Source organism: Xanthomarina gelatinilytica, from assembly GCF_000348685.1.
In the GTDB taxonomy this organism is placed as follows: domain Bacteria; phylum Bacteroidota; class Bacteroidia; order Flavobacteriales; family Flavobacteriaceae; genus Xanthomarina; species Xanthomarina gelatinilytica.
The window spans coordinates 120,332-146,128 of sequence record NZ_ANLA01000009.1; the positions used below are offsets into that span (position 1 = coordinate 120,332).

Below are 25,797 nucleotides of genomic sequence, written 5' to 3' on the forward strand. Positions count from 1 at the left end.
TAATAATTGGTTTTTAGGTCTAGATTATTTTTTTGAATTTTTCATATTCCACATTATTTACAGATTTGTTAAACACATTTTCAAGTTTAGAGACTGTTAAGGGTTTGGTAATATATCCAGAACAATGGGTTTCCATTCGAGCTCTATAAATATCGTCTGGGCAAAGCGAAGAGGATAACATATAGATATCTATTTTACTTTTATCAATAAGGTTTAACCTGTTAAATTCTTTAAAAAAGTTAAACCCATTCATTTCTGGCATATTGATATCCAACAAAACAACATCTGGAACCGTTAAAGGTTTCATATTGATATTGAGTTCCAAAAGTTTAAAAAAACTTATTGCAGAAATGGCATTGTTAAATGTCTTTATATCTATTTCAGGATTGTATTTTTCAATAATTCTTTGATTGACAAATAAGTCTATTTTGTTGTCATCAATCAGCATCACATTTTTAATCATTATTTAATTCTCCTTCTTTTAAATTTGGTAAAATCACTTCAAACGAAGTGCCTTTGTTTATTTTACTGGTTACAGTAACATGCCCATTAAAATCGTCCACTATTCGTTTCACAATATATAATCCCAATCCAGCACCATTGGAGTTGACACTATTTGCCTTAAAATAAAGATCGAAGACTTTATCTATAAATTCATTACTAATTCCCAGACCATTATCTGCAACTATTACGCTCACATGTTTTTCTGAAACCTTTACCTTAATTTTTGTGATTGGTGTGTGGTTGTTGGTTTTTGATTTAGAGAAACAAATAGCGTTATGTATTAAGTTTTGAAAAACAGAATCCATGAGCTCTTGATTAAAGTAAAAATCTGTTTTTTGCTCTACTTGAACCTGGAATTTTATAGCATCAAAATTTTTAATCCCTTTAAAAGTTTCCAGGGTCGTGTTAATTTTGGATTTAAAATCTATAACCGTAATGCTTCTTCTTTTTTCTGAAATTATTGAAGCAAAAGCCAAATCATCCAGGAGCAAACGCCCTTTTTCCAAGGTTTCATCAAGCATGTTTATTAGAAGGGACACCCTTTTGCTTTGCTTCTCTTCTTTTAACAAAAGAAGTAAGCCTTCAGCAGAAGTAAGTGGCGCTTTTAACTCATGTGCAGAACGATATAAAAACAGTTCTAAATCTTTAGTGGTCTTTTTTAATTTTTCTTCCAGTTTTTTTCGTTTGGAAATATCCAACATAAAAGCACAGTAAAATTTTTCTTTGCCATTTCGCCAATGGCTCATGGCAAATTCTACTGGAAATTCTTCACCATTCTTTCTTTGGCCCAACATTTCTATGGTGTCGTCATACGTGTTATTGTCCAATTTGTTTTTGGCTTTCAGCAATTCTTTAACACCAACATCCACTTGTTTTTTAGACATTAAGATGGTTAATGGTTCTCCTATGATTTCTGAACTGGAGTAGCCAAAAGCCAACTCAGCTCCTTTATTCCATTCAATGATGTTTCCTACACTATTGGCAACAACCAATATTCCAACATTTATAGATTGAAATATGTTACTGTATTTGGTTTCAATAGCTTTAAGCTTATTATTGGCATTGCTATTGTTTCTATGTTTTTTAGATTTTAAGGTGGCGTAGATAACCTCGTTATCTATATTAAACACAGGTTTGATCTTGGAGACATATAAGGTTTGGTTTCCTTTGGGAGACAATCCTACCGACTGATATTTACATTTTTTACCTTTATCAAACACCTTGTCAACCTGCTCTTTTATATATCCATGGTTGGCAGGATGAATAAAGTCATAGATATTGGATCCCACTATACTATTGTAGGTATTGTTTAAAATGTTTTCTGAGGTGTTGATTATTTTTCCATATCTATTTATGTACAGTACTTCCTTGGTAAAATTTTCTATTAGCTTCTTTTCTTTACAGTATATGGTATTGTTGTGAGTTTCCTTGCAATAATAATTAGTGATATCATTGCTTATGGTTACATACCTTACAATGTGTCCGTTTTCATTTTTAATGGGACTAATGGTTGTATCCAACCAATGATTTTTATTGCCATTCCCTTTATAGAACAAGATGCCTCTCCACTTTTCACCAGCCAAGATCGCTCTCCAAACTTGACAAAAGAGCTCTTTGGTTTGCAAAAGGGATTTAAGCAATTCTTGAGCCTGCCCTACACTTTGATTGATTGGTTTATTTAATAATTTTAAAAAATTATCATTGGAATAAACAATGTTCCCTTGAGTGTCTGAAATGGAGACGATAAAATGGTTTTCAAAAGAATTCAATAGCATATTGTCCTGCATGTTCTAAGCCTTTAATTTTTTTGAGTTAAAAATTTATTTTTATATTCAATACAATATGCCAGAGCAGATTCAAAATCGTTAAATATCTTAACATGGGAGTCCTTGGCGTAAATCCTAACATAAGAACTGATAAGGAGTTTGCTATTTAACGTGTCTGCCACAAAAGCCTGTAACATCACATGATGTTTTAAAATGGGACTATTGGCAAACATTTTTGCAGCAGTGGGAGAAAAATTTCCTATAAAATTACGGATATCAATTAGTAAAGGCATGGATTTACCTTGACAGATTTTTTTTATGATAAGCAAGTAAGCTTTTGCTGCTTCTTCAGAAAGGTAGCAGTCAACCTGACTGAACTTACAAAACAGAATGTCGTTTTCAATCCAAAATTTTACTTTTTCAGATTGATCTAAAATAGGTGTATTCATATAAAGGCATCATTTGGGGATTTAATGCGAAAACACATTGCCAATATGTGTGCCAAACACTTCAAAAAAGACTAAATTGTCTTTTATGTAATTGTAAGTAACTGAAATATAGATGGTTGCAAATAATAAAAATTAATGGTCGAAAAAAAATCGGTCACGGCATACCGATAAAAATATTCGACGAAAAGAAATTACACGGAATACCGTGTTTTTATTTAGGTCTTTCTATACCCAATTTTTTTATCCGGTCCCTTAAGGTGCTGGGTTTCATTTCCAGTAATTTTGCAGCTCCTTCTGGGCCGTCAATTTTGTAGTTACATTTTTTTAGAACTTTCTTGATATGGTTTCTTTGTACATCGTCCAAAGACAAAATGGTAGATGAGATTAAAGACTCTTTGGATGAGGATTTAAAATTGGGAATCACCAGTTTTTCATCATTGGATAAAATAACGGCTCGCTCCACCAGATTTTCCAATTCCCTTATGTTACCTGGCCAATTGTAGGATTGTAAATTGCGTTTGGTCTCTTCAGAAATGTATTTGACGTTTTTATTGTATTGTTTACTGAATTTATTGACAAAATGTTCAATTAATATTGGTATATCCTCAACACGTTCTCTTAATGGCGGAATGATAATGGGAAAAACATTTAGCCTGAAATATAAATCTTCACGAAAGTTTTTTTCTTTAACTTCTTTTTGAAGGTTTCTGTTGGTTGCTGCAATAATTCTTATATCAACTTTTTCAGTTTTAGTGCTTCCTATTTGTTCCACTTCCGATTCTTGAATGGCTCTTAGCAACTTAGGTTGCATGTCCAATGGCAATTCGCCTATTTCATCTAAAAACAAAGTCCCTCCATCTGCCAATTGAAATTTTCCCAGTTTATCATTAATAGCACCAGTAAAAGATCCTTTTTTATGACCAAACAGCTCACTTTCTATAAGTTCCTTGGGTATGGCAGCACAGTTTACCTTAATCAATGGTTTGTTTTTTCTAGGGCTAATATTATGTACAGCTCTAGCCAACAACTCCTTACCTGTGCCAGACTCTCCCAATAACAAAACGGTAGCATTTGTGGCTGCCACATGCTCTACCTCTGTAAGCACTTGACTAAAAGACTTGCTTCCATAAACCATTTCTTCATAATTAAACACCAAATCAATTTCTTTGCGTAAATAGATGTTTTGCTGTTCCAATTCTTTTTTTAATTTACTTAATTCTGAATTTAAGGATACCAGTTTTTCATTGGATTTGATAAGCTCTATTTCGGCTGTTTTTCTTTTGTCACTTTCCACAGCCAATGATATGATACTAGCTATGGATGTTGCAAATTCCTCGTCTTCAATTGTCCATTCATCTGTAGATTCCAAACGCTCAAAACACAACACACCATAAGGGGAATAATGTCCTTGTATTAAAACATCCAGAGTGGATTTAATCCCATAAGGCTTAAAATAAGCATCTGCAAAATTCTTTGTTCTTTTATCTTCCAAAACATCATCAACCTTCATAATTTTGTTCTTAAAAAGCGAATTAAAATATTTTGGGTAATCGTGTGACTTAAGTTCAATATGATTGAAATATTTTTCATCTTTGGAATTGAAGGCACATTTACAGGAAATGTATTTTCTTTTGGAATCAAATTCCCAGATGGAAACCCGTTCCGTTTGCATGGTATTGGCAGCCAACTTGGTAATCTCTTCAAAAACATAATTTAGATCACTGCCAACCAATCCAGCCAGCTTTAAAATGGCATCTTTTTTCTCTATGGATTTTTTGGATATGCTTTTTAATTCCTTTTGATATTTTATCCTATCTGTAATATCGTTTATAACTTCAAGCAAAAACGCTTTACCATTAATAACAATTTTTTCATAGTTTAATATAACCCGTTTCTTTTCTGAAGATTTTAAAAAGACAATTCCATTATCTAAATTATGGGTGTGATTTTCTTTGGATTTTAAGTTCTCGACAAAACTTGTATCGAAGTAGTTGTGAATATTTAAATTTTCTGGTGTTTGGCCAACAACCTCCCTTTTATTGAAACCAATGAAATTTTCCCAAGCGTTGTTAACATCTATATATTGAAATGTATCCAAGCTAAATAGGGCTTTAGGAATGGGGCTGTTAACAAAAAACCATTTGAAACATAACTCGTTGTCCACAAATTCCTCAACTTCTTTAGGTAGAGGCAATAATTTAAAGACACATAAAAAATATGCTTCTTTGTTTTCTTGACTCTCCATCAAGGAAACTGTACTCATTAACTTTCGCTCTTGGCCATTTTGTTTTAAAAAATTAACATACCCATGCCAATGGTGAGTTTCTTTAATTGTGGTCCACCAATCTTTACTTTGATGCTTATTGACTGATGTAGGTTTAAGTAAGGTTATGTTTTTGTTAAACAAATCTTTTTCTTGATATCCCAATAGGGAACACAACGGGTCGCTTATATAAACAAATTTACCCTTTAGGTTTAGTAAACACATTAAGGTGTTTTCGTTTAATATTTGGGTAAACTCACTTGAGTTTAATCCACTCAATATTTCATTATTTTGTTTGCTCATACCATATTAAACCTACATTTTTTTGGATTTGAGGACAACTTTTTTATGCAGGTCTATCAATAAATTTACGGAATTTAATGGAGTTAAAAAAAAGATTGACTGAAACTTAAGAATGGAATTAATTATTATTGTAGAAATTAAATGACTGATTATTAATTTAAAAACAATCTTTAGTCATGGTGTTTTTTATAAAGCAAAAATGGTCTTAAAACAAAAAAGCATCCCAATTTTCAAACTCTTTAGCCAAGGCCATCAAGTACTGAAGAAAGGAAAGCTTTCCATTGGATAAAGCTGAAAAAATCAACTTTACTACCATTGACAGACTACTACACCTGTCAAAACAACACAACTAATTTTTATCGCGAAAAAAAGCTCCAACTTCTTGGAGCTTGAGCAATATTTGCGGTCTGGACGGGACTCGAACCCGCGACCTTCGCCGTGACAGGGCGACATTCTAACCAACTGAACTACCAGACCGTTGCTTTATTGCGAGGGCAAATATACATTGCAATTTTAACTTCACAAATATTTTTTGAAGTTTTTTTTGTTTTTTTCTTTTAACCAAACTTTTGGCGCTCTACCATATAGGTTGTAAGGATATTATCGAATTTTTTATTGATGTCTGCTTCCACATATTTTATCCGATACTGTCCACACTTTAATTTTATGGTTTCAAAATAGGTTCTTACTGCTTCCTTATAGTTGTCTCTAATGTTTTCGGCATAAAGGTTAATATGCTCTCCTGTTTCTACATCCACATAGCGTTTGGGTGAGTTATCAAAATCGAATAAAACTTCTTTCTCTTTATCGAATACATGAAACAAAACCACTTCGTGTTTGTTGTATTTTAAATGACGTAAAGCTTCAAATAATTTTTCTTGATCCACAGAGGTTTGCAACATATCTGTAAAAAAGAAAATCAATGATCTCCTTTTTATTTTTTCAGCTATTTGGTGCAAAAAAGTATAGGTTTCTGTTTGTTTGTTTTCTGGTTTGCTAAGCACCAGTTCGCTTAATTGGTGCAACAGCATTTGATGATGTCTTTCACTTCCTTTTTCTGGTGCGTAATAGGTATAACTATCGCTGTAAACACTCATGCCTATGGCATCTCTTTGTTTTTTTAAAATGTGCATTAACGATGCCGAGGCCAAAGCCGTAAAAGCGATTTTATTTAAATGATCTATGGAAAACGTCCTTAATTCTGGATAGTGCATGGAACTGCTGTTGTCTATAATTAAGTGACAGCGCAAATTGGTCTCTTCGTCGTAACGTTTTGTGAATAATTTATCGGTTTTGGCATACAGTTTCCAGTCTATGTGTTTGGTGCTTTCGCCTTGATTATAAATTTTATGTTCTGCAAATTCTGCTGAAAACCCATGAAACGGACTTTTGTGCATGCCAGCAATAAAGCCTTCCACCACTTGTTTGGCAAGTAAGTCCAAGTTTTTAAACCCGCCCGTTTTATTGAGTTCTTTTTGTAAGTCCATTAGCCCATCTGTCTCAAGAGACATCTTCCCATATTCCGACCGTGTTCAGTACAAGAGAGGAAGAATTCAACATTTTAAATTAGTTCATATGAATCTTCTAAACTAAAAAAGGTTTGCCGTTTAAGCAAACCTTTTATCTTTTCTTTTAGAAAGTAATTTTTATAAAAGTGAGTCGATTGCTTCAGTATAAGCACTTTTTTGTGCCACACCTACTTGGCGACCTACTACTTCTCCATTTTGAAACACCAAAACCGTAGGAATGTTACGCACACCATATTTAGCAGCAAACTCTTGATTTGCATCTACATCTACTTTTCCTACCACAGCTTTACCCTCATATTCTTTACTGATTTCATCAATAATTGGTCCAACCATTCTACATGGTCCACACCAAGCTGCCCAAAAATCTACCATCACAGGCTTATCACTCTTTAAAACGGTTTCTTCAAACGTTGCATCTGTTATCTCTAATGCCATAATTTATAATTTAATATGTTCTACTTCTATTTATATTACAATATTAGTCAAAAATTTTGCCAAAGCTTACAACCTGACAATTTGTTTTGTTTATGTGTGTATTGGTTTCGGTTATTTTTTGGTGTTTTGGACGTTTTCTTTGATGCTGTAAGTATTAATCTTTCAGTATTAAAAACTTTAAATGTTTACAATCAAGCTATATTATTAAATGAAGTTTGTCAATTCAACTTATAAAAAACCCCATCCGATTCCAGTTCGTCCAATAGTTCTTGGGATATTTTTATTTTTTGTTTTCTACTTGGCATGTTCAATTTTATCTGCTCTTCGGTGTCGTAAATTATAAAATTCAACAAGTGATCGCCTTTATGCATGTTAAAAAGCTCTTTTAATCTGTTGACACGTGCTTCCTGTAAATCGGAAATCTGCAATTGTACAGACAATTTTTTGGCATAGGCGTCCATGACATCATGTAACAACTGGAAGTTGTTAAACTGAATTCTAGGTTCTGATTTATTCCCTGTATCTCTATTGACCCATCCTTCCCGAACAAACATTTTCACATATACAAAAGAATTTTTTAACAGAAAGTGCCTAAACTTTAGGTATTCTTCTCCAAAAATCCGAAACTCATGGCTATCTGTATAATCTTCAACGGTAAACAAGGCCCAGCCTTTTCCTTGTTTGCTCACACGATGCTGCACATCTGTAACCACACCTCCAAAAGTAAGTTCTCTATTTACAAATGGCTCTAAATCTTTTAACAAAGCCAAATTGGCATTGCAAAAGGTTTTCATTTCTATTCTAAAATCGTCTAATGGATGTCCAGAAATATAAATTCCAACTACTTCTTTTTCTTTTGCAAGTTTTTCCATGGTACCCCATTCTTCGCAAGGTGGTACCAAAGGTTCTGCTATTTGCACATCACTGGCTTCGCCAAACAAACTCACTTGGGCCGAATTTTCATTTTCTTGATGTTTGGCACCATATTTAATGGCCTTTTCGAGAAAAGTAATTCCGTCTCCATCATCATGAAAATATTGCGCTCTATGTGTGTCGCTAAAGCAATCAAAGCCTCCAGCCAAGGCTAGGTTTTCAAACGCTTTTTTATTGGCTGCCCTTAAGTCTATACGCTTGGCAAAATCAAAAATGGACTTGTAGTGACCATCTTTTTTTCGGTTTTCCACAATGGTTTTTACGGCTCCATGACCTACCCCTTTAATGGCTCCCATTCCAAAACGAACGGCATTGTTTTGGTTTACAGAAAACTTATAATAACTCTCGTTGATATCTGGCCCAAGAACATTTAATTTCATGCGTTTACATTCTTCCATGAAAAAGGTAACCTGTTTGATATCGTTCATGTTATTGGACAACACAGCTGCCATATATTCTGCTGGATAATGTGCTTTTAAATAGGCTGTTTGATAAGCTATCCAAGCGTAACAGGTGGAATGTGATTTATTGAATGCATAACTGGCAAATGCTTCCCAATCTTTCCAAATTTTCTCCAGTTTATTGGCATCATGACCTTTGGCTACGGCTTGTTCAATAAATTTTGGTTTCATCTTATCCAATACAGCTATTTGCTTTTTACCCATAGCCTTTCTCAACACATCAGCTTCACCTTTTGTGAAATCTGCCAGTTTTTGCGACAGCAACATTACCTGCTCTTGGTAGACTGTTATCCCATAGGTTTCTTTAAGATACTCTTCCATGGCTGGCAAATCGTAGTCTATTTCTTCTAAACCATGTTTACGTTTGGTAAAACTTGGTATATATTCCATAGGTCCTGGTCTATACAAAGCATTCATGGCTATTAAGTCTTCAAAAACGGTTGGTTTAAGTTCTTTTAAATGTTTTTGCATGCCAGGCGATTCGTATTGGAACACCCCAACGGTTTCACCTTTTTGAAAGAGCTCATATGTTTTTTCATCATCCAGAGGGAAGCTATCTGGATCGAGATCAATATTATGCTTGGCTTTTACAATTTTAACAGTATCCTTAATTAATGTTAAGGTTTTTAAACCCAGGAAATCCATTTTTAACAAACCTGCATCTTCCACCACAGAGTTATCGAATTGCGTGACATACAAATCGGAGTCCTTGGCAGTGGCTACTGGCACAAACTTGGTAATATCATCTGGAGTGATAATTACACCACAAGCGTGAATTCCTGTATTTCTAACCGAACCTTCCAATGTTCTAGCCAAATTGACTGTTTCTGCTTCTAAATCTTCTCCTTCGGAAATGTTTAAAAGCTGATTGACCTTTTCCAAGTCTTCAGATCGAAACATGTTTTTCAAGCTTTTTTCGTCCGCTCCAAAAATTTTGTGCAGTTTGGACATGGTAGGAATCAATTTGGCGATCCTATCAGCATCAAAAAGTGGCAAATCCAGTACTCTAGCTGTATCACGAATGGAAGATTTGGCTGCCATGGTACCATAAGTGATGATTTGGGCCACTTGATTGCTACCATATTTTTTGATAACATAATCCATGACGCGACTTCTGCCTTCATCATCAAAATCGATATCGATATCTGGCATACTGATACGATCCGGATTTAAAAAACGCTCAAAAAGCAAATCGTATTTTAAAGGGTCTATATTGGTTATCCATAAGCAATAAGCCACAACCGAACCTGCAGCCGAACCACGACCAGGACCTACAGAAACATCCATGTTTCTAGCTTCCCGAATAAAATCTTCCACAATTAAAAAATATCCTGGATAACCTGTGTTTTCAATAACTTCCAGTTCAAAATTCAACCTTTCTGTAATTTCATCGGTAAGTGTGCCATAACGTTTTTTGGCACCTTCAAAAGTTAAATGCCTTAGATATGCATTTTCCCCTCTTTTTCCTCCATCTTTGGCATCTTCGTCGTTTTTAAATTCGTCCGGAATATCAAAAGCAGGCAATAACACTTCCCTAGCCAGTTGGTAATGTTCTATTTTACCTACAACCTCTTGAATGTTTGAAATAGCTTCGGGCAGATCTTTAAAGAGATCCTTCATCTCTTTTGAAGATTTAAAGTAATATTCCTGATTTGGCAATCCGTAACGATAGCCACGACCGCGACCAATAGGTGTCGCCTGCTTTTCGCCATCTTTTACACACAGCAAAATATCATGCGCATTGGCATCTTCCTGCTTGGCGTAATAGGTGTTGTTGGTGGCAACCAACTTTACATGGTGCTTTTTGGACAATTCTATTAAAACAGCATTCACCCGATTTTCATCTTCTTGATTGTGACGCATAATTTCTATGTACAGATCGTCTCCAAATGCATCTTTCCACCAAAGCAAAGCTTCTTCTGCTTGATTTTCTCCTATGTTCAACACTTTGCTTGGCACTTCACCATATAAGTTTCCGGTGAGCACAATGAGGTCTTCCTTGTATTGAAGAATTAATTTTTTATCGATTCTGGGCACGTAATAAAATCCTTCTGTATAGGCATGAGAAGATAATTTAGCCAAGTTGTGATAGCCTTTTTTGTTTTTGGCCAAAAGCACAATTTGATAACCATTGTCCTTTCTGGTTTTATCCAAATGGTCTTCGCAAACAAAAAATTCGCAACCAATAATAGGTTTTATTTCTTTTAAGCTTGGCGTTTTACCTGCTTCCAGAGCCTCTTTGTTTTTGGCCTGAACCGTTTTGTTATGGTTGGTCACTGCTTTTACAAAATGAAATGCTCCCATCATGTTTGCATGATCTGTTAAGGCAACAGCTGGCATATTGTGCTGGGCTGCAGCTGCTACCAATGCTGGAATGCTTATGGTGGATTGCAACACCGAAAACTGGGAATGGTTATGCAGGTGAACAAATTCTGCATCGGCAAGTTCTGAAATATTTTCCCTTATTTCGGCATCGGACAAACTGTCCTTTTGTTGCTCTTGTAAACGCTTATTTATTTTTGCACTCTCCTGTTTTAAGTTGATGTGTTTTAAACCAATAAGTTGAATTTCCTTAGGGTTGGCCTCATTAAAATTCTTAAAATAATCTGGTTGAACATCCAGTTCTTCTTTGGTATATTCCTGTCTTCTTATCAGTTCCAAGAAGCAACGTGTGGTAGCTTCCACATCTGCAGTGGCATTATGTGCTTCTGCAAAGGGTTGGTTAAACAAATACTGGTGCAACTCGGTTAAGGTTGGGAGTTTAAACTTCCCGTAACGTCCTCCAGGAATTTGGCAAAGTGAGGCTGTATGTTCTGTACAGGTATCCAAAACCGGTAGCTCCTGTAAGGGGTTGGCGATGTTTTCCCTAACAAATTCAGCTCCCATAATATTGAGATCAAATGACACGTTTTGTCCAACTACAAACTTGGTTTTGGCCAATGCCTTATTGAATTTCTCCAAAACCTCAACCAAAGGCCTTCCTTGCTCTTGGGCCAATTCGGTAGAAATGCCATGGATTTTTTCGGCATCGTAAGGAATGTTGAAGCCATCGGGCTGAATCAAATAATCTTGATGCTCCAAACAATTTCCCATACCATCATGCAATTGCCACGCAATTTGTATGGCTCTTGGCCAATTATCTGTATCTGTAATTGGAGCATCCCAACGTTTAGGTAATCCTGTGGTTTCTGTATCAAAAATTAAATACATCTAATAAATGTTAAGTTGTTTTTGTATTTGGTCGTTAAACCGACTTTTGACCCACAAATTCACGAATAATAAAATACAAATCCCTGAATATATGGCTGATTTTCTTTAGATGAAAAGTTTTTAAAAATACAGATAATTATCGCTTTTTTAAAGTGAAGTTATAAACAGTTATAAACAAAAAAACGCAGTTCTAAGACTGCGTTTTTAAATTTTGTTTTAGAGGCTACAATTAATTATTATCTAGATAGTCTGGAACGCCATCACCATCGGTATCATCATTGGTTGGATCACCATCTCCATCAACATCCTCATTAATGGTTAAAATGCCATCACCATCATCATCATTGTCTAAATAATTTGGCACATCATTCATGTCTGTATCATCATTAGTAACGTCTCCATCTCCATCAACATCTTCATTCATTGTTAAAATGGAGTCTCCATCATCATCATCATCCAAGTAATTGGCAATGCCATCACCATCTGTATCATCATTTATTAAATTCCCATCTTGATCAAGATCTTCATTAATGGATAGAATTCCATCATTGTCATCATCGTCACAATACAAGCCATCAATAATTCCTTGAAGGATTCCGGTATCATCGCCACACGCCACTTGCTGATCCATTAAAGCATTTTTGTATGTGTTACATACAGTTGAATATTCTGCGTCTGTAGTGCTAGTTGTCTCATAAACCAATTGTGCATCTTCTGTTGCTGCTACAGCCTCATCGCAAGACATTAAACCAGGACCAGAGCTAAATGGAATTGGTATATTGTAAAAAATACCTTGACTGAAATTAACTGTTTGGGTTCCTGATGCCGAGTAAGCATTGAACCAAAACTTTCCAGAAATGGAATTATTGACTTGGTTAAACTCTGTTATTTCTATAATACCATCTGGTGGATACAGTTCAATGTCTTGATCTGGCAAGTTATTTGTAGAATACTCCTCTAGGTTGGACCCTATCAATGTAGCTATGTTTGAGTTGCTTTCTCCTAACAAATAAGTTCCAACAGAAAATGAAGACACTTGTAAATTTATGGTTTCGTAATTATTGTGACCTGTAATAATGGACTTCCCGTTTTCATCAATATAGGCTCTATAGGACACAGCTTTCCAAGTAGTTCCATCCTTTTTACCTTGCATGGCTGGAGAGTTGAATTCCACTTCATCACCACAGCTTACCATGGCCAATATGGCAATTGCCAACACAAATAATTTTTTCATATTTTACTTTAATCATTAATATAAGAACTCAAAAATAAGATAAAAAAAAACAACCTATTAGTTTTTACATAAAAAGTTGAAAATTAAAAAATAATCGTATCTTTGCACCCTTATTAATAATCGAGGTCGCGAACCTCACTAATTAATTTATATGTCAGTTAAAATTAGATTACAAAGACACGGAAAAAAAGGGAAACCTTATTATTGGATCGTTGCTGCAGATGCTAGATCTAAAAGAGATGGTAAATACCTAGAAAAATTAGGTGCTTACAATCCAAACACAAATCCAGCAACCATTGAATTGGATGTTGATGGAGCTGTTAAATGGCTACAGAATGGTGCACAACCAACAGATACTGCTAAAGCCATTTTGTCTTACAAAGGCGCTTTGCTTAAAAACCATCTTGCTGGTGGCGTAAGAAAAGGGGCTTTAACCGAAGAGCAAGCAGAAGCTAAATTTGCTGCTTGGTTAGAAGAAAAAGCTGGAAAAGTAGATGCTAAATCACAAAATTTAGCAAAAGCTGAAGCTGAAGCAAAAGCGAAAGCATTAGAAGCTGAAAAAGCTGCCAACGAAGCTCGTATGGCTGCCAATGCACCTGTTGAAGAAGAAGCTGCTGAAGAAGTTGCTGAAGAAGCAACAGCAGAAGACGCTCCAGCTGTGGAAGCAGAAGCTACTAAAGAAGAAGAATAAAAACAGTTATTTTTTATACTTTTGAACCCAGACCTTAAAAGTCTGGGTTTTTTATTGCCTTAACCCGAAAAAAGGTATGGGCAACATTTCCCACGCCTGCCACTTAACAGGTAAGGAAATTAAAATTTCATGATTTTTTGAATTGAATTAAGACTCCCGTTTTCAAGGGAAATAAATATGAAAAAAGAAGATTGCTTTTACTTAGGTAAAATAGTATCCAAATATAGCTTTAAAGGGGAACTCCTTATAAAGCTTGATACAGACGAACCGGAATTATACGAAAACCTGGATGCCATGTTTATTGATTTACGCAATAACCTGGTGCCTTTTTTTATTGAATCGTCACAATTGCATAAATCCGATTTGTTGCGTGTTCGCTTTGAAGATGTCGATACAGAAGCCGATGCAGATGCCCTGATTAAATGTGACGTATATTTACCTTTGGAATTTTTACCTAAACTTGAAGGGGATAAATTTTATTTTCACGAAGTAATTGGTTTTAAGGTAGAAGATATCAACCATGGAACCGTTGGAACCATTGTGTCCATTAACGATTCCACAGCTCAAGCCCTTTTTGAAATTGACAGGGAAGGCATTGAAATTTTAATCCCAATGAATGATGAGTTCATCCATAAAATTGACAGAGCAAACAAAACCGTTTTTGTAGAAACTCCAGAAGGGCTTATTGAACTTTATATTCAATAAATTCCAAACCTTGCTACTATGGATTCTGAGAAAATTCATGATGTCGACTATCGTAGATTGAAAAAACCTATAAAATATTATCTGCTATTAATAACAAACCATAATCCTTTGTAGTGTATTTATGGACAAGCCATTCAAATTTAAACAATTTAGTGTAAACCAAAACCGTTGTGCCATGAAAATCGGTACAGACAGTGTGTTACTTGGCGCTTGGGCCTCTATTGAAAAACAACCATTTTCTATTCTAGACATTGGTTCTGGAACTGGTGTTTTGGCCCTAATGTTGGCTCAAAGGAGTTCAGCAGAAGTAATTGATGCGCTTGAAATAGACGCGAATGCTTTTGAACAATGTGTTGAAAATTTTGAAAATTCGCCTTGGGCTGATAGACTTTTTTGTTATCATGCCTCTCTCAAAGAATTCGTTACTGAAATAGATGATAAATACAATCTGATTGTATCTAATCCTCCGTTTTATTCAGAAGATTATAAAACCGAAAACACTCAAAGGGATTTGGCGCGATTTTCTGAAGCCTTACCATTTAACCATCTATTGGAAAGTGCTTCAAAACTACTATCCCAAGACGGTTTGTTTTCTATAATTATTCCGTTCAAGGAAGAAGAACCGTTTATCGCTTTGGCTTCAAAAGTAAAATTGTTCCCAACTAGGATTTTACATGTCAAGGGCTCGTCCACTTCCGAAACTAAAAGGAGCCTCCTGGAATTTTCATTCCACAAAACCAAAACAGACATTACAGAACTTACCATTGAAACTGCAAGACATCAATACACCACAGACTATATAAATTTGACTAAAGATTTCTATCTAAAAATGTAGCATTTTGTTACATTTGCTATTCTAACAAAACGATATAACAATGAAGCCTGATTTATTTGAAGCTCCTGATTATTACAATCTAGACGAATTATTATCCGACGAACATAAATTGGTGCGCGATGCTGCCAGAGAATGGGTAAAGCGCGACGTATCTCCAATTATCGAAGAGTACGCTCAAAAAGCAGAATTTCCAGAACAAATTATTGGTGGCCTTGCAGAAATTGGGGCTTTTGGACCTTATATTCCTCATGAATATGGAGGAGCAGGATTAGACCAAATTTCTTATGGTTTAATCATGCAGGAAATTGAACGTGGCGACTCTGGTGTAAGAAGTACAGCTTCTGTTCAGTCGTCTTTAGTCATGTATCCTATTTGGAAATATGGAACTGAAGCACAACGTCAAAAATACTTGCCAAAATTGGCTTCAGGTGAATGGATGGGCTGCTTTGGACTTACAGAACCAGATCATGGTTCCAATCCTGGAGGTATGGTAACCAATTTTAAAGACAAAGGAGACCACTATCTTTTAAATGGTGCCAAAATGTGGATAAGCAATGCGCCATTTGCTCAAGTGGCTGTTGTTTGGGCAAAAGATGAGTCTGGTAGAATTCACGGACTAATTGTGGAACGTGGCATGGAAGGTTTTACCACACCAGAAACACATAATAAATGGTCTTTAAGGGCTTCAGCAACTGGTGAGCTTATTTTTGATAACGTAAAAGTGCCCAAAGAGAATCTTTTACCTAACAAATCTGGATTGGGAGCGCCACTTGGATGCTTGGATTCTGCCAGATATGGCATAGCTTGGGGAGCCATTGGCGCTGCCATGGATTGTTATGACACGGCCTTACGCTACAGCAAGGAACGCATGCAATTTGGCAAACCTATTGGACAGTTCCAATTACAGCAAAAAAAACTGGCAGAAATGATTACCGAAATCACCAAAGCCCAATTATTAACCTGGCGACTTGGCGTATTGCGCAATGAAGATAAAGCCACTTCTGCACAAATATCCATGGCGAAACGCAATAATGTGGATATGGCCATAAACATAGCACGTGAGGCCAGACAAATGCTAGGAGGTATGGGAATTACTGGTGAATATTCAATCATGAGACATTCCATGAACCTGGAAAGTGTGATTACCTACGAAGGAACCCATGATATTCATTTATTGATAACCGGTTTGGATATTACTGGCTTAAACGCCTTTAAATAAGGCCTGAGGCTTATTTAATTATTTCACTCGAACAGAATCTGTGTGAAATTAAATATTAACTAAATGCTTCTCTAATTTGAGAAGCATTTTTTTATTGAAATTTGTTTACATTTACTTTATGTGGTCATCCAAAAAACGATTAGATAGAGCCTATAAAAACGCTAAAGTCATCCCTTTTGACGACTCTAGCAAGTTTATTTTGTTTAGCGATTGCCATCGAGGGGACAATAGTTTTGCAGACGATTTTGCCAACAACCGGAACATTTATTTTCATGCCTTAAAGCATTATTATGCTGAAGGATTTCAGTATTGTGAATTAGGTGATGGCGACGAGCTTTGGGAAAACTTATCTTTTCAGCCCATTTTTGAGGCCCATAAAAATGTGTATTTGGTCATGAAACTTTTTCATGAGCAAGAAAGACTACATCTAATTTGGGGAAACCATGATATGGTATACCAAAACCCTGAATATGTAAAAAAACACCTATCTACATATTTCGATCCAAAATTGGAAAAAGAAGTTGATTTGTTTTGCAACGCTTCATATCACGAAGGCATTGTTTTAAAACACAAAAACACACAACAAGAAGTGTTTTTAACCCATGGACACCAAGCAGATTGGTGGAATTATACCTTTTGGAAATTAAGTCGTTTTATGGTTCGTGTACTTTGGAAACCATTGAACGTTATGGGTATTGCAGACCCAACTAGTCCTGCAAAAAACTACAAGGAACTGATTAAAGTGGAACGAAGGACCAAAAAATGGATTATTGAAAACAACAATATCCTTACTGTTGTGGGACACACTCACAGGCCTCGCTTTCCCAATCCTGGAGACATTGCTTTTTTTAACGATGGCAGTTGTGTACACCCTAGAAGCATTACAGGAATAGAGATTGAGAATGGTGAAATTTCTTTAATAAAATGGTATATAGACACCACTGAAAATGGAACCCTTCAAATAGTTAGGGTTTTGCTGGAAGGACCTAGAAAGTTGATGGACTATAAAACGGAATAAGTAAGCGCCATGATATTGAAGGAGCAACAACTTAAAGAATGTTTTTGTATTAGTTTCTTTTAGTGCTAGAGTTGAAATGTTTTAAAAAGCAACAAGATAAGCTTTAAGATTCAGGAGCCAATTCAACCTCCAAGCCTTCCATGTCTGGAGTTATTGGAATCTGACATCCCAATCGGGAATTTTCTTTTACATAAAACGCTTCGCTCAACATGGCTTCTTCGTCGTCTTGCATTTCTGGAAGTTGGGTATCACTTAACACATAACATTGACAAGAAGCGCACATGGCCATGCCACCACATATACCTATGGTTCCTTCAGGAGCCAACTCGTAACTACGCACCACTTCCATAAGATTCATAGCCATATCCGTTGGCGCAACTATGTTATGGGAAACCCCTTCCCTGTCTATTATTTTAATGTTTACGTCTTGTTCCATTTTTTAAAAAAGATATGTCATTTCACTAATGTGGCATTCATCGATTAGTCTATAGCTTTTACTACAGCTTTTGGGGCTTCTTTTCTGGAACCATCAAATCCATCAATTCCACTTACAGTTGTGTATTTAAGCACATATTTTTTTCCAGGATTGATAATTTGATACGCAGCTTGGCACATTAATGTTGCCTCATGAAACCCACATAAAATCAGCTTTAATTTTCCAGGATAGGTATTGACATCACCAATAGCGAATATCCCTGGAATATTGGTTTGATAATCTAAGGCATTGTTCACTTTAATGGCATTTTTTTCAATCTCCAATCCCCAATTTGCAATGGGACCCAATTTTGGCGACAAACCAAACAGAGGGATGAAATGGTCACATTCCACTTCAAATTCTGTTGGAATGTGTTCTGCCTGACTTACCACAACAGCTTTTACATGACGGTCTCCCAAAATACCAGTAACTTCAGCTGGAGTTATTAAATTTATCTTTCCAAGATTTTTTAACTCTTGAACTTTTTCCACGGAATCCAAAGCGCCTCTAAATTCATTTCTTCTGTGTATTAAGGTCACTTCAGAAGCAACATCAGATAAAAAGATGCTCCAATCCAGTGCAGAATCACCACCTCCAGAAATAACCACGCGTTTGTTTCTGTATTTTTCTGGATCTTTAATAAAGTATTCCACGCCTTTATCTTCAAAGTATTCAATATTGTGAATTAATGGCTTTCTAGGTTCAAAACTTCCTAAACCTCCAGCAATGGCAACTACTGGAGCTTGGTGTTTGGTGCCTTTGTTTGTAGTTACAATAAAGGTACCATCCTCTTGCTTGTCAATAGTTTCAGCTCGTTCCCCAAGTGTAAAACCTGGCTCAAATTGCTTGCATTGCTCCAAAAGGTTTTTGGTTAAATCATCTGCTAAAATTTCTGGAAAACCTGGGATATCATAGATAGGTTTTTTTGGATAAATTTCTGAACACTGTCCTCCTGGTTGTGGTAAAGCGTCTATTAAATGACATTTTAATTTTAGTAATCCTGCTTCAAAAACGGCAAATAAGCCTGTTGGACCAGCTCCAATAATAAGAATATCTGTTTTAATCATGAATTGTAAATTTCAAGAGACAAAGTTATTATTTACTTTATTAATTAAATGTGACAAAAGTCACATTTAAGGTTTTTTAATAATTTAAGCGTCTATATTAATAACTTGTTCTATTTGAGGTGCATACTTTTTAATGGTCATTTCCACGCCAGACTTAAGGGTCATTTGGTTTACACTGCAACCTACACAAGCACCTTGCAGTTGTACTTTAACCAGCTTATCATCCTCTATGGATAGTAATGAAATATCACCACCATCACTTTGTAAAAACGGACGGATTTCGTCTAGCGCTTTTTCAATGTTCATTTTAAGTTCTTCTGTAGTCATAACCTATTTTTTTACGGCCGAACATCCAGCCATGGTTGTAATTTTTATCGCTTCGGTTGGTGGCAAATTGGTATTGCGTTTTACCACTTCTTGAACCACTTGTTGTGTTAAGGTCTCAAAAGCCTCTTCTAAAGGCGTTGCTGTTTGCAAAGCAGCAGGACGACCTACGTCTCCAGCTTCACGAATGCTTTGAACCAATGGAATATCTCCTAAAAATGGCACATTCAAGTCTTCTGCTAGGTGTTTAGCTCCTTCTCTTCCAAAAATATAATATTTGTTTTCTGGTAGTTCTTCTGGAGTAAAATATGCCATATTTTCAATAATTCCTAAAACAGGAACATTGATACTTTCTTGCTGAAACATAGCAACTCCTTTTTTAGCATCTGCCAAAGCCACATTTTGAGGTGTACTTACTACTACAGCACCTGTAATTGGTAAAGATTGCATGATGCTTAAATGAATGTCTCCTGTTCCTGGAGGTAAATCTATGAGCATAAAATCCAATTCTCCCCAATGGGCATCGAAAATCATTTGATTTAAGGCTTTGGCAGCCATAGGACCTCTCCATACTACTGCTTGGTTAGGTTGCGTAAAAAACCCTATGGACAGTATTTTTACACCATAATTCTCAACCGGCTTCATTTTGGATTTTCCTTCAATGTTAACGGCCAAAGGTTTTTCGTTTTCAACTTGAAACATCATGGGAACTGAAGGTCCATAAATATCGGCATCTAAAACTCCCACTTTAAAGCCCATTTTAGACAAGGTCACAGCCAAATTGGCAGTGACTGTAGATTTTCCCACACCACCTTTTCCGGAAGCTACGGCTATAATGTTTTGAATACCTGGAATCTGTTTTCCTTTAATAACATTAGGAGCAGGTTTTGTAGGCGCATCAACTTTTACGTTTACTGTAATTTTAGCTTTTTCATAAACCAAATCGTGAATGGTTTTCATAATCTCGACTTCGGTTTTCTTTTTGGCTTGTAGACTTGGGTTGTTTATGGTAATATCAACAATAACCTCATCGGCAAAAGTCACAACGTTTTTTACTGCGCCACTTTCCACCATATTTTTTCCTTCTCCAGGTGCCGAAATGGTTTCAAGCGCTTTTAATATGTCTTGTTTGTTTAATTTCATGGTAAACTATATCTAAAAAAACAGTCCATAAAACAGATATTTTTATCCTATTTTATACGACTCATTTTTAATTATTAAGAATCATTCTAAAATGCAAATATACAGCGAATAGTTTAGAATTTGAAAAAGTTTAATTGAAATGATTGATGTTTGGATTTGGTTTTGTTATCGGGTTGTGGATTTGTAATTATTTCCTAATTTTTCAAGAATTTACAAATAATTACAATTCCTTAGAAGGATCCCAAAACACTTCCTCAAAATTCTGAATTTGATTGTCTGTTACTTGAACACCTTCACTTTCCAAGAGTTGCTGCATTAAATTGGTGCCTTCAAAATGATGTTTTCCTGTTAGCAACCCCTTTCTGTTTACCACACGATGTGCTGGAACATCTTTATTATGCGAACCATTCATGGCATAACCAACCATTCTGGCGCTTCTTGCTGCTCCAAGATACTTGGCTATGGCTCCATAACTGGTTACACGACCATAAGGGATTTGTTTTGCCACTTGATAAACTTTGTCGAAAAAACTAAGTGCTTTTGTTTGCATGGAGCAATTAATAATATTTTCTAAGTATACTTATTAAGGTAATAATGGAAATTATTCCAGTAATGACACCTATAATGTAATTCATGTTTGTTTGCGAAGTTTCTTTGGTCTTTTTTATTTTGTCGAAAAAGAAAATATATACATATAAATTGGTAAAAGACCCCATGGCTGCTCCTGCAACATAGGTGGAAATTCCAGGTTTATCAAACGTCAACCATCCAAATGAAGCAATGGTAATGGTAATATATGCTTGAAAAGGTATGGGAAACATGTTGATACTGGACAAAAACATACCTTGAAAAAACCTGCTTCGTTTGCTTTTGGTTTCTAATTCTGTGTCTGGTTTGGATTGTTTTTTTGCAATAAGCAAAAAGTAAATGGTAATTAAAACAAAAATCACAAAAGCCACTTGCTGAAGTATATCTATTACATCTGGATGTTTGCTTAAATATCTGGCAAAAACTGTGGCAATAAGCGTTTGGAAGAGAAAAATCAAGGAGGCGCCCAAAGAAAACATTATCCCTCTGGCATGACCTTCTTTTAAGCTAATTTTAGCTGCAGTCATGTTTAACAACCCTGGAGGAACTGCTGCTAAAAAAGCCACTAGCATGGCTATAAAAAAAAGGGCTGTTAAACTCAAAATTTACTTGATTTTAAATCGAATATACGTAATTGGTTTGTTTTGTTCTAAATATTGGCTCTCATAAAATGTTTGAATGCCAGTCACATCTTCTGGGCTGCCTTCCTGTTTATACACATTATGGTTGGCATAAAGCACCTCATGTCCTTCGCCATGGAGCAATCCAAGTGTATAGCCATGCATAAACTCGCTATCGGTTTTTAAGTTTACTACACCATCTGGTTTTAATATGTTTTTATAACGTTTTAAAAACCCTGAATTGGTCATTCTGTGCTTGGTTCGCTTATACTTAATCTGAGGGTCTGGAAAAGTAATCCAAATTTCATCCACTTCATTGTTTGCAAAAGCATCATCAACCAGTTCTATCTGTGTACGTAAAAACGCTGCATTTGGTAAACCTTCTTCCAAAGCTGTTTTGGCCCCTCGCCAAAACCTGGCCCCTTTTATATCGATACCAATAAAATTTTTATTTGGATATTTCTTTGCCAATGCAACTGTGTATTCCCCTTTGCCACAGCCCAATTCCAATACCAAGGGATTGCTGTTTTTAAAATAGGTTTTGTTCCAGTTTCCCTTTAAGGGAAATTGATTGTTTACCAATTCATCCCTTTTGGGCTGAAATACATTTTCAAACGTTTCGTTTTCCTTAAAGCGTTTTAATTTATTTTTACTTCCCACGTAATAAATTTTACAATTAAAATATCATTCGGTAAAATTAAGGAAATATATGCAAGTGTTAATATCCTTATCTTTGTTTTTACGTATATGAACAAACGAATTTTAGTTGCGCCTTTAAATTGGGGATTGGGCCATGCAACCAGATGCATCCCAATTATTGAAGCTTTAATCCAACAGCAATTCACACCTGTAATAGCTAGTGATGGTTATGCACTGGAGCTTTTAAGAAAAGAATTTCCAGGATTGGACAGTTTTGAGCTGCCATCCTACCACATTAGGTATGCAAAAAACAAGCATTTGTTTAAACTGAAACTCTTACAACGCGCACCCAAATTGCTTAACGCCATAAAAGCTGAAAAAAAAATTGTAAAACAGCTTATAGAAACAGAAAACATCCATGGCATTGTTTCGGATAATAGATTGGGAGTTTACAATAAGCTTGTTCCTTGCGTATTTATCACACACCAACTACAGGTTTTAAGTGGGACTACCACATGGATTAGCACCAAGCTTCATTTAAAGGCTATGAAGCAGTTTAATGAATGTTGGGTTCCAGATTACCATGGCACTCCCAATTTAAGTGGCAAGCTTGGCCATATGGACACTAACCAGATTCCTATAAAATATATTGGCCCAATAAGTAGGTTTGTAAAAAAAGAATGTCCCATCAAATATGAGGTGATGGTATTGCTTTCTGGTCCAGAACCTCAACGATCGTTACTTGAGAAAAAATTATTAAACATGTTTAAATTATTTTCAGGTTCTGTTTTATTTATAAAAGGTATTGTAGAGAAACACCAAAAAAAGGAGCAAATAAATAACATGACTGTTTATAATTTTATGACCAGTGACTTGTTGGAAACATCTTTAAACCAAAGCAAATTAATTATTTCTAGGTCTGGTTATACAACCATTATGGATTTGACCAAATTAAGAAAGCAGGCCTTTTTTATCCCTACTCCTGGGCAATTTGAACAAGAATATTTAGCTGAAAGATTGGACAGGCAAGGCTTGGCACCTTATTGCAATCAAGAAGATTTTGACTTAAAAGAGCTTGAAAGAGTAATTGATTATAAAGGGTTGAACGATTTTGGATATGAGTTAAACTACAAAAAACTATTCGGCCTTTTCAAGACTGAATGAAAACTCGCTTCCAACACCAAGTTCGCTCTCTACATAAATTTTTTCGTCGTGGGCTTCAATAATATGTTTTACTATAGATAGTCCTAAACCAGAGCCACCTTCTTTTCTGGAGCCACTTTTATCCACTCTGTAAAAACGCTCAAAAACCCTAGCTAAATTTGCTTTGGCAATGCCTTCGCCATTATCGGTTATCCGGACAATGACCTTATTTTTTATTAAATTTTCTATACTAATTTCTGTAGTGCCTTTTTCCCTTCCGTATTTTATGGAGTTTACAACCAGATTGGTTATGACCTGTTGGATACGTTCAAAATCGGCATTTACCAAAATGGGTTTGTTGTAATCCATATCAAAGGTGAGAGTGATTTTTTTCTTTGAAGCTTTCATTTCAAGAAGATCGAAGACGCTTTTTATCAATTCAACAATATCAAAAGTAGTGATGTTCAGTCTTAAATCGCCTGCTTCAAATTTGGTGATCATATCTAAATCCTTTACAATATAGATAAGCCTTTCCACACCTTTATTGGCTCTGTTTAAATACTTCTCCCTGATTTTTTTATCGTTAATGGCACCATCAATTAAAGTCAGCAAATAGCCTTGAACCGTAAATAGTGGCGTTTTTAATTCATGGGACACATTCCCTATAAACTCCTTTCTATAGGCTTCCCTAATCTTAAGGGATTCAATTTCCAATTTTTTATCTCTGGCATACTTATCAATTTCCTTGGTAAGTGTTGCCATATCGGTTGTGATTGGTTTTTTTGTTAAAGAGGTGGATTCCAACAAAGTTAGGTCGTCGTAGATTTTTTTTACACGTCTGTAAATAAAACGTTCGGCCCTATATTGAATAATAAAAAAACTCACGAAATAACAAACTACTGCAAACAAAAGGATCAATGAAGTTAAGTTTCCCGTAGCAAACAAAAAAACACCCAATAAGAGTGTTGTTGAAACAGTAATATACAACGCTGTTTTAATAGCGAATTTATATGTTTTTTTAAGTTTCTGCATCAGTCGATAAACTTGTAACCTACACCTTTAACGGTCTTGAAGGATGTATCGCCTATTTTTTCCCGAAGTTTCCTAATATGTACATCTATGGTCCTTCCTCCAACAACCACTTCATTTCCCCAAACTTTATCCAAAATCTCTTCTCGTTTAAAAACCTTTCCTGGTTTGGAAGTTAATAGAGACAGTAATTCAAATTCTTTTCTGGGCAGGACTATATCCTTGTTTTTATAGGTGACTTTATAGGCTTCCCTATTAATAATGAGTTGGCCTATTTTCACTACTGCCTCTTCCACCTCATCGTCTTTAAAACGCCTTAAAAGGGCTTTTACCTTGCTTACCAGTAATTTAGGCTTAATGGGTTTGGTAATATAATCGTCTGCACCAGCATCAAATCCTGCCACTTGAGAATAATCTTCTCCCCTGGCAGTTAAAAAGGTAATTACGGTATTGTTCAGTTCTGGGATGTTCCTTATGTTTTCGCAGGTTTCAATCCCATCCATATCTGGCATCATTAAATCCAGTATAATTAACTGAGGTTTTTCCTTTTTAGCTTTTTTTATGGCTTTAATACCGTTTTCGGCAGTAAAAACTTGATAGCCTTCATTAGACAGATTGTAACCAACTATTTCCAAAATATCTGGTTCGTCATCAACCAAAAGAATTTTTATATCCTTTTCATTCATATAATTCGTATTTCTTTTTTGCTAGGTAAAGATACTATTATTGATAATTACTTTAAACTTAAACACAGACAAATAACAATTAGGTAACACTGAGCATACATTGCTTTAACAAAAAAAGCAGGTTTAACATTTTTTTGGTACATTTTTTGACATTATTTAGTAACTTTATATAAATCCATTTTTTATGAAAAAGCAATACGTTTACATTCTAACATTGGTTATTGGCTTGCTCGCATTTAAGGGATTTGGCCAGTCTAACGATTTGGTTTTAAACGAACCTTCGGATATTGAGAACCTTTCCATTTATCCCAATCCAGTAAGTACGGGAAAGGTCTATATTACTTCAAAAAACAATGCCCCAAAACACATTGAGATTTACAATGTTTTGGGTAAAAGCATCCTAACGGTTACCCTTTTACAAAAAGAGCTGAATGTTTCCAAGTTAAAAGCTGGGGTTTATATTATTAAGGTAACCGAAAACAACATCTCTACTACTAGAAAACTTGTTATTAGGTAATTATAGCTTTA

24 protein-coding genes and 1 tRNA gene are annotated in these 25,797 nt (G+C 35.4%); 7 read left to right on the forward strand and 18 right to left on the reverse strand.

The features are described from left to right. Positions 1-19 precede the first annotated feature (19 nt). The 9 genes from D778_RS06855 to D778_RS14170 form a co-directional block, all read right to left on the reverse strand. On the reverse strand, positions 20-463 hold the full coding sequence (locus D778_RS06855) for a response regulator (protein WP_040491738.1): 444 nt from the start codon (positions 461-463) through the stop codon (positions 20-22). Then, positions 456-2,291 (reverse strand): PAS domain-containing sensor histidine kinase, encoded by a 1,836-nt coding sequence (locus tag D778_RS06860; RefSeq protein ID WP_040491740.1) that lies wholly within the window; start codon positions 2,289-2,291, stop codon positions 456-458. Before D778_RS06860 ends, D778_RS06855 begins: the two co-directional genes overlap by 8 nt. 11 nt (positions 2,292-2,302) lie before the next feature. Further along, positions 2,303-2,719 carry a DUF7793 family protein gene (locus D778_RS06865; protein ID WP_007649050.1) on the reverse strand — a complete coding sequence of 139 codons (417 nt, stop codon included), beginning with the start codon at positions 2,717-2,719 and terminating at the stop codon, positions 2,303-2,305. Between the two features lie 211 nt (positions 2,720-2,930). Continuing rightward, a complete protein-coding gene (locus D778_RS06870; RefSeq protein ID WP_007649052.1) occupies positions 2,931-5,285 on the reverse strand; it encodes a sigma 54-interacting transcriptional regulator in 2,355 nt (784 codons plus the stop codon). A 403-nt stretch (positions 5,286-5,688) separates the two neighbouring features. Then, positions 5,689-5,762: transfer RNA gene (locus D778_RS06875), tRNA-Asp, on the reverse strand. 80 nt (positions 5,763-5,842) lie between these two features. Next, the gene (locus D778_RS06880; RefSeq protein ID WP_007649054.1) at positions 5,843-6,772 is read right to left on the reverse strand and encodes a DUF58 domain-containing protein; all 930 of its coding nucleotides are present in this window, start codon (positions 6,770-6,772) and stop codon (positions 5,843-5,845) included. A gap of 159 nt (positions 6,773-6,931) precedes the next feature. Beyond that, positions 6,932-7,249, reverse strand: coding sequence for a thioredoxin (gene trxA, locus D778_RS06885; RefSeq protein WP_007649058.1), 318 nt, complete (start codon positions 7,247-7,249; stop codon positions 6,932-6,934). Positions 7,250-7,467: 218 nt separating this feature from the next. Next, positions 7,468-11,853: a DNA polymerase III subunit alpha gene (gene dnaE, locus D778_RS06890; protein WP_007649060.1), complete on the reverse strand. Its 4,386-nt coding sequence runs from the start codon at positions 11,851-11,853 to the stop codon at positions 7,468-7,470. Between the two features lie 229 nt (positions 11,854-12,082). Then, a complete protein-coding gene (locus D778_RS14170) occupies positions 12,083-13,087 on the reverse strand; it encodes a DUF6252 domain-containing protein (protein WP_007649062.1) in 1,005 nt (334 codons plus the stop codon). A gap of 151 nt (positions 13,088-13,238) precedes the next feature. On the opposite strand from D778_RS14170, the gene D778_RS06900 reads away from it, so the two are divergent. The 5 genes from D778_RS06900 (at position 13,239) to D778_RS06920 (ending at position 17,555) form a co-directional block, all read left to right on the forward strand. After that, positions 13,239-13,778 (forward strand): 30S ribosomal protein S16, encoded by a 540-nt coding sequence (locus D778_RS06900; protein ID WP_007649064.1) that lies wholly within the window; start codon positions 13,239-13,241, stop codon positions 13,776-13,778. Positions 13,779-13,955: 177 nt separating this feature from the next. Next, positions 13,956-14,483, forward strand: a complete 528-nt coding sequence (gene rimM / locus D778_RS06905) for a ribosome maturation factor RimM (RefSeq protein ID WP_007649066.1) — start codon at positions 13,956-13,958, stop codon at positions 14,481-14,483. Between the two features lie 121 nt (positions 14,484-14,604). After that, a complete protein-coding gene (locus tag D778_RS06910; RefSeq protein ID WP_007649068.1) occupies positions 14,605-15,318 on the forward strand; it encodes a tRNA1(Val) (adenine(37)-N6)-methyltransferase in 714 nt (237 codons plus the stop codon). 40 nt (positions 15,319-15,358) lie between these two features. Next, the gene (locus tag D778_RS06915; RefSeq protein WP_007649071.1) at positions 15,359-16,537 is read left to right on the forward strand and encodes an acyl-CoA dehydrogenase family protein; all 1,179 of its coding nucleotides are present in this window, start codon (positions 15,359-15,361) and stop codon (positions 16,535-16,537) included. A 118-nt stretch (positions 16,538-16,655) separates the two neighbouring features. Then, positions 16,656-17,555 carry a metallophosphoesterase family protein gene (locus D778_RS06920; RefSeq protein ID WP_040491744.1) on the forward strand — a complete coding sequence of 300 codons (900 nt, stop codon included), beginning with the start codon at positions 16,656-16,658 and terminating at the stop codon, positions 17,553-17,555. Between the two features lie 103 nt (positions 17,556-17,658). Here D778_RS06920 and D778_RS06925 read toward each other — a convergent pair whose 3' ends face one another. From D778_RS06925 to trmB, 7 genes are all read right to left on the reverse strand, one after another. Next, the gene (locus tag D778_RS06925) at positions 17,659-17,991 is read right to left on the reverse strand and encodes a 2Fe-2S iron-sulfur cluster-binding family protein (protein ID WP_007649078.1); all 333 of its coding nucleotides are present in this window, start codon (positions 17,989-17,991) and stop codon (positions 17,659-17,661) included. Positions 17,992-18,035: 44 nt separating this feature from the next. After that, complete coding sequence (locus D778_RS06930; protein WP_007649081.1) at positions 18,036-19,097, reverse strand: NAD(P)/FAD-dependent oxidoreductase; 1,062 nt, start codon at positions 19,095-19,097, stop codon at positions 18,036-18,038. 84 nt (positions 19,098-19,181) lie between these two features. Further along, positions 19,182-19,424, reverse strand: a complete 243-nt coding sequence (locus D778_RS06935; RefSeq protein WP_007649083.1) for a NifU family protein — start codon at positions 19,422-19,424, stop codon at positions 19,182-19,184. A 3-nt stretch (positions 19,425-19,427) separates the two neighbouring features. Continuing rightward, complete coding sequence (locus D778_RS06940) at positions 19,428-20,564, reverse strand: Mrp/NBP35 family ATP-binding protein (RefSeq protein ID WP_007649085.1); 1,137 nt, start codon at positions 20,562-20,564, stop codon at positions 19,428-19,430. Positions 20,565-20,784: 220 nt separating this feature from the next. After that, entirely contained in the window at positions 20,785-21,114 is a 330-nt protein-coding gene (locus tag D778_RS06945; protein WP_007649095.1) for an MGMT family protein, read from the reverse strand. A 7-nt stretch (positions 21,115-21,121) separates the two neighbouring features. Then, complete coding sequence (locus tag D778_RS06950) at positions 21,122-21,754, reverse strand: LysE family transporter (RefSeq protein WP_007649096.1); 633 nt, start codon at positions 21,752-21,754, stop codon at positions 21,122-21,124. A 3-nt stretch (positions 21,755-21,757) separates the two neighbouring features. Next, positions 21,758-22,432 carry a tRNA (guanosine(46)-N7)-methyltransferase TrmB gene (gene trmB / locus D778_RS06955; protein ID WP_007649098.1) on the reverse strand — a complete coding sequence of 225 codons (675 nt, stop codon included), beginning with the start codon at positions 22,430-22,432 and terminating at the stop codon, positions 21,758-21,760. Between the two features lie 87 nt (positions 22,433-22,519). Between trmB and D778_RS06960 the strand changes: the two genes are divergently transcribed. After that, positions 22,520-23,575, forward strand: a complete 1,056-nt coding sequence (locus tag D778_RS06960; RefSeq protein ID WP_007649101.1) for a glycosyltransferase family protein — start codon at positions 22,520-22,522, stop codon at positions 23,573-23,575. Here D778_RS06960 and D778_RS06965 read toward each other — a convergent pair. Both D778_RS06965 and D778_RS06970 read right to left on the reverse strand, forming a co-directional pair. Next, on the reverse strand, positions 23,549-24,586 hold the full coding sequence (locus tag D778_RS06965) for a sensor histidine kinase (RefSeq protein WP_040491746.1): 1,038 nt from the start codon (positions 24,584-24,586) through the stop codon (positions 23,549-23,551). The two genes, D778_RS06960 and D778_RS06965, sit on opposite strands and share 27 nt — an antisense overlap. Then, positions 24,586-25,269 carry a response regulator transcription factor gene (locus D778_RS06970; protein WP_007649105.1) on the reverse strand — a complete coding sequence of 228 codons (684 nt, stop codon included), beginning with the start codon at positions 25,267-25,269 and terminating at the stop codon, positions 24,586-24,588. Before D778_RS06970 ends, D778_RS06965 begins: the two co-directional genes overlap by 1 nt. Before the next feature lie 184 nt (positions 25,270-25,453). On the opposite strand from D778_RS06970, the gene D778_RS06975 reads away from it, so the two are divergent. Beyond that, the gene (locus D778_RS06975) at positions 25,454-25,786 is read left to right on the forward strand and encodes a T9SS type A sorting domain-containing protein (RefSeq protein ID WP_007649108.1); all 333 of its coding nucleotides are present in this window, start codon (positions 25,454-25,456) and stop codon (positions 25,784-25,786) included. The last annotated feature ends 11 nt before the right edge of the window (positions 25,787-25,797 follow it).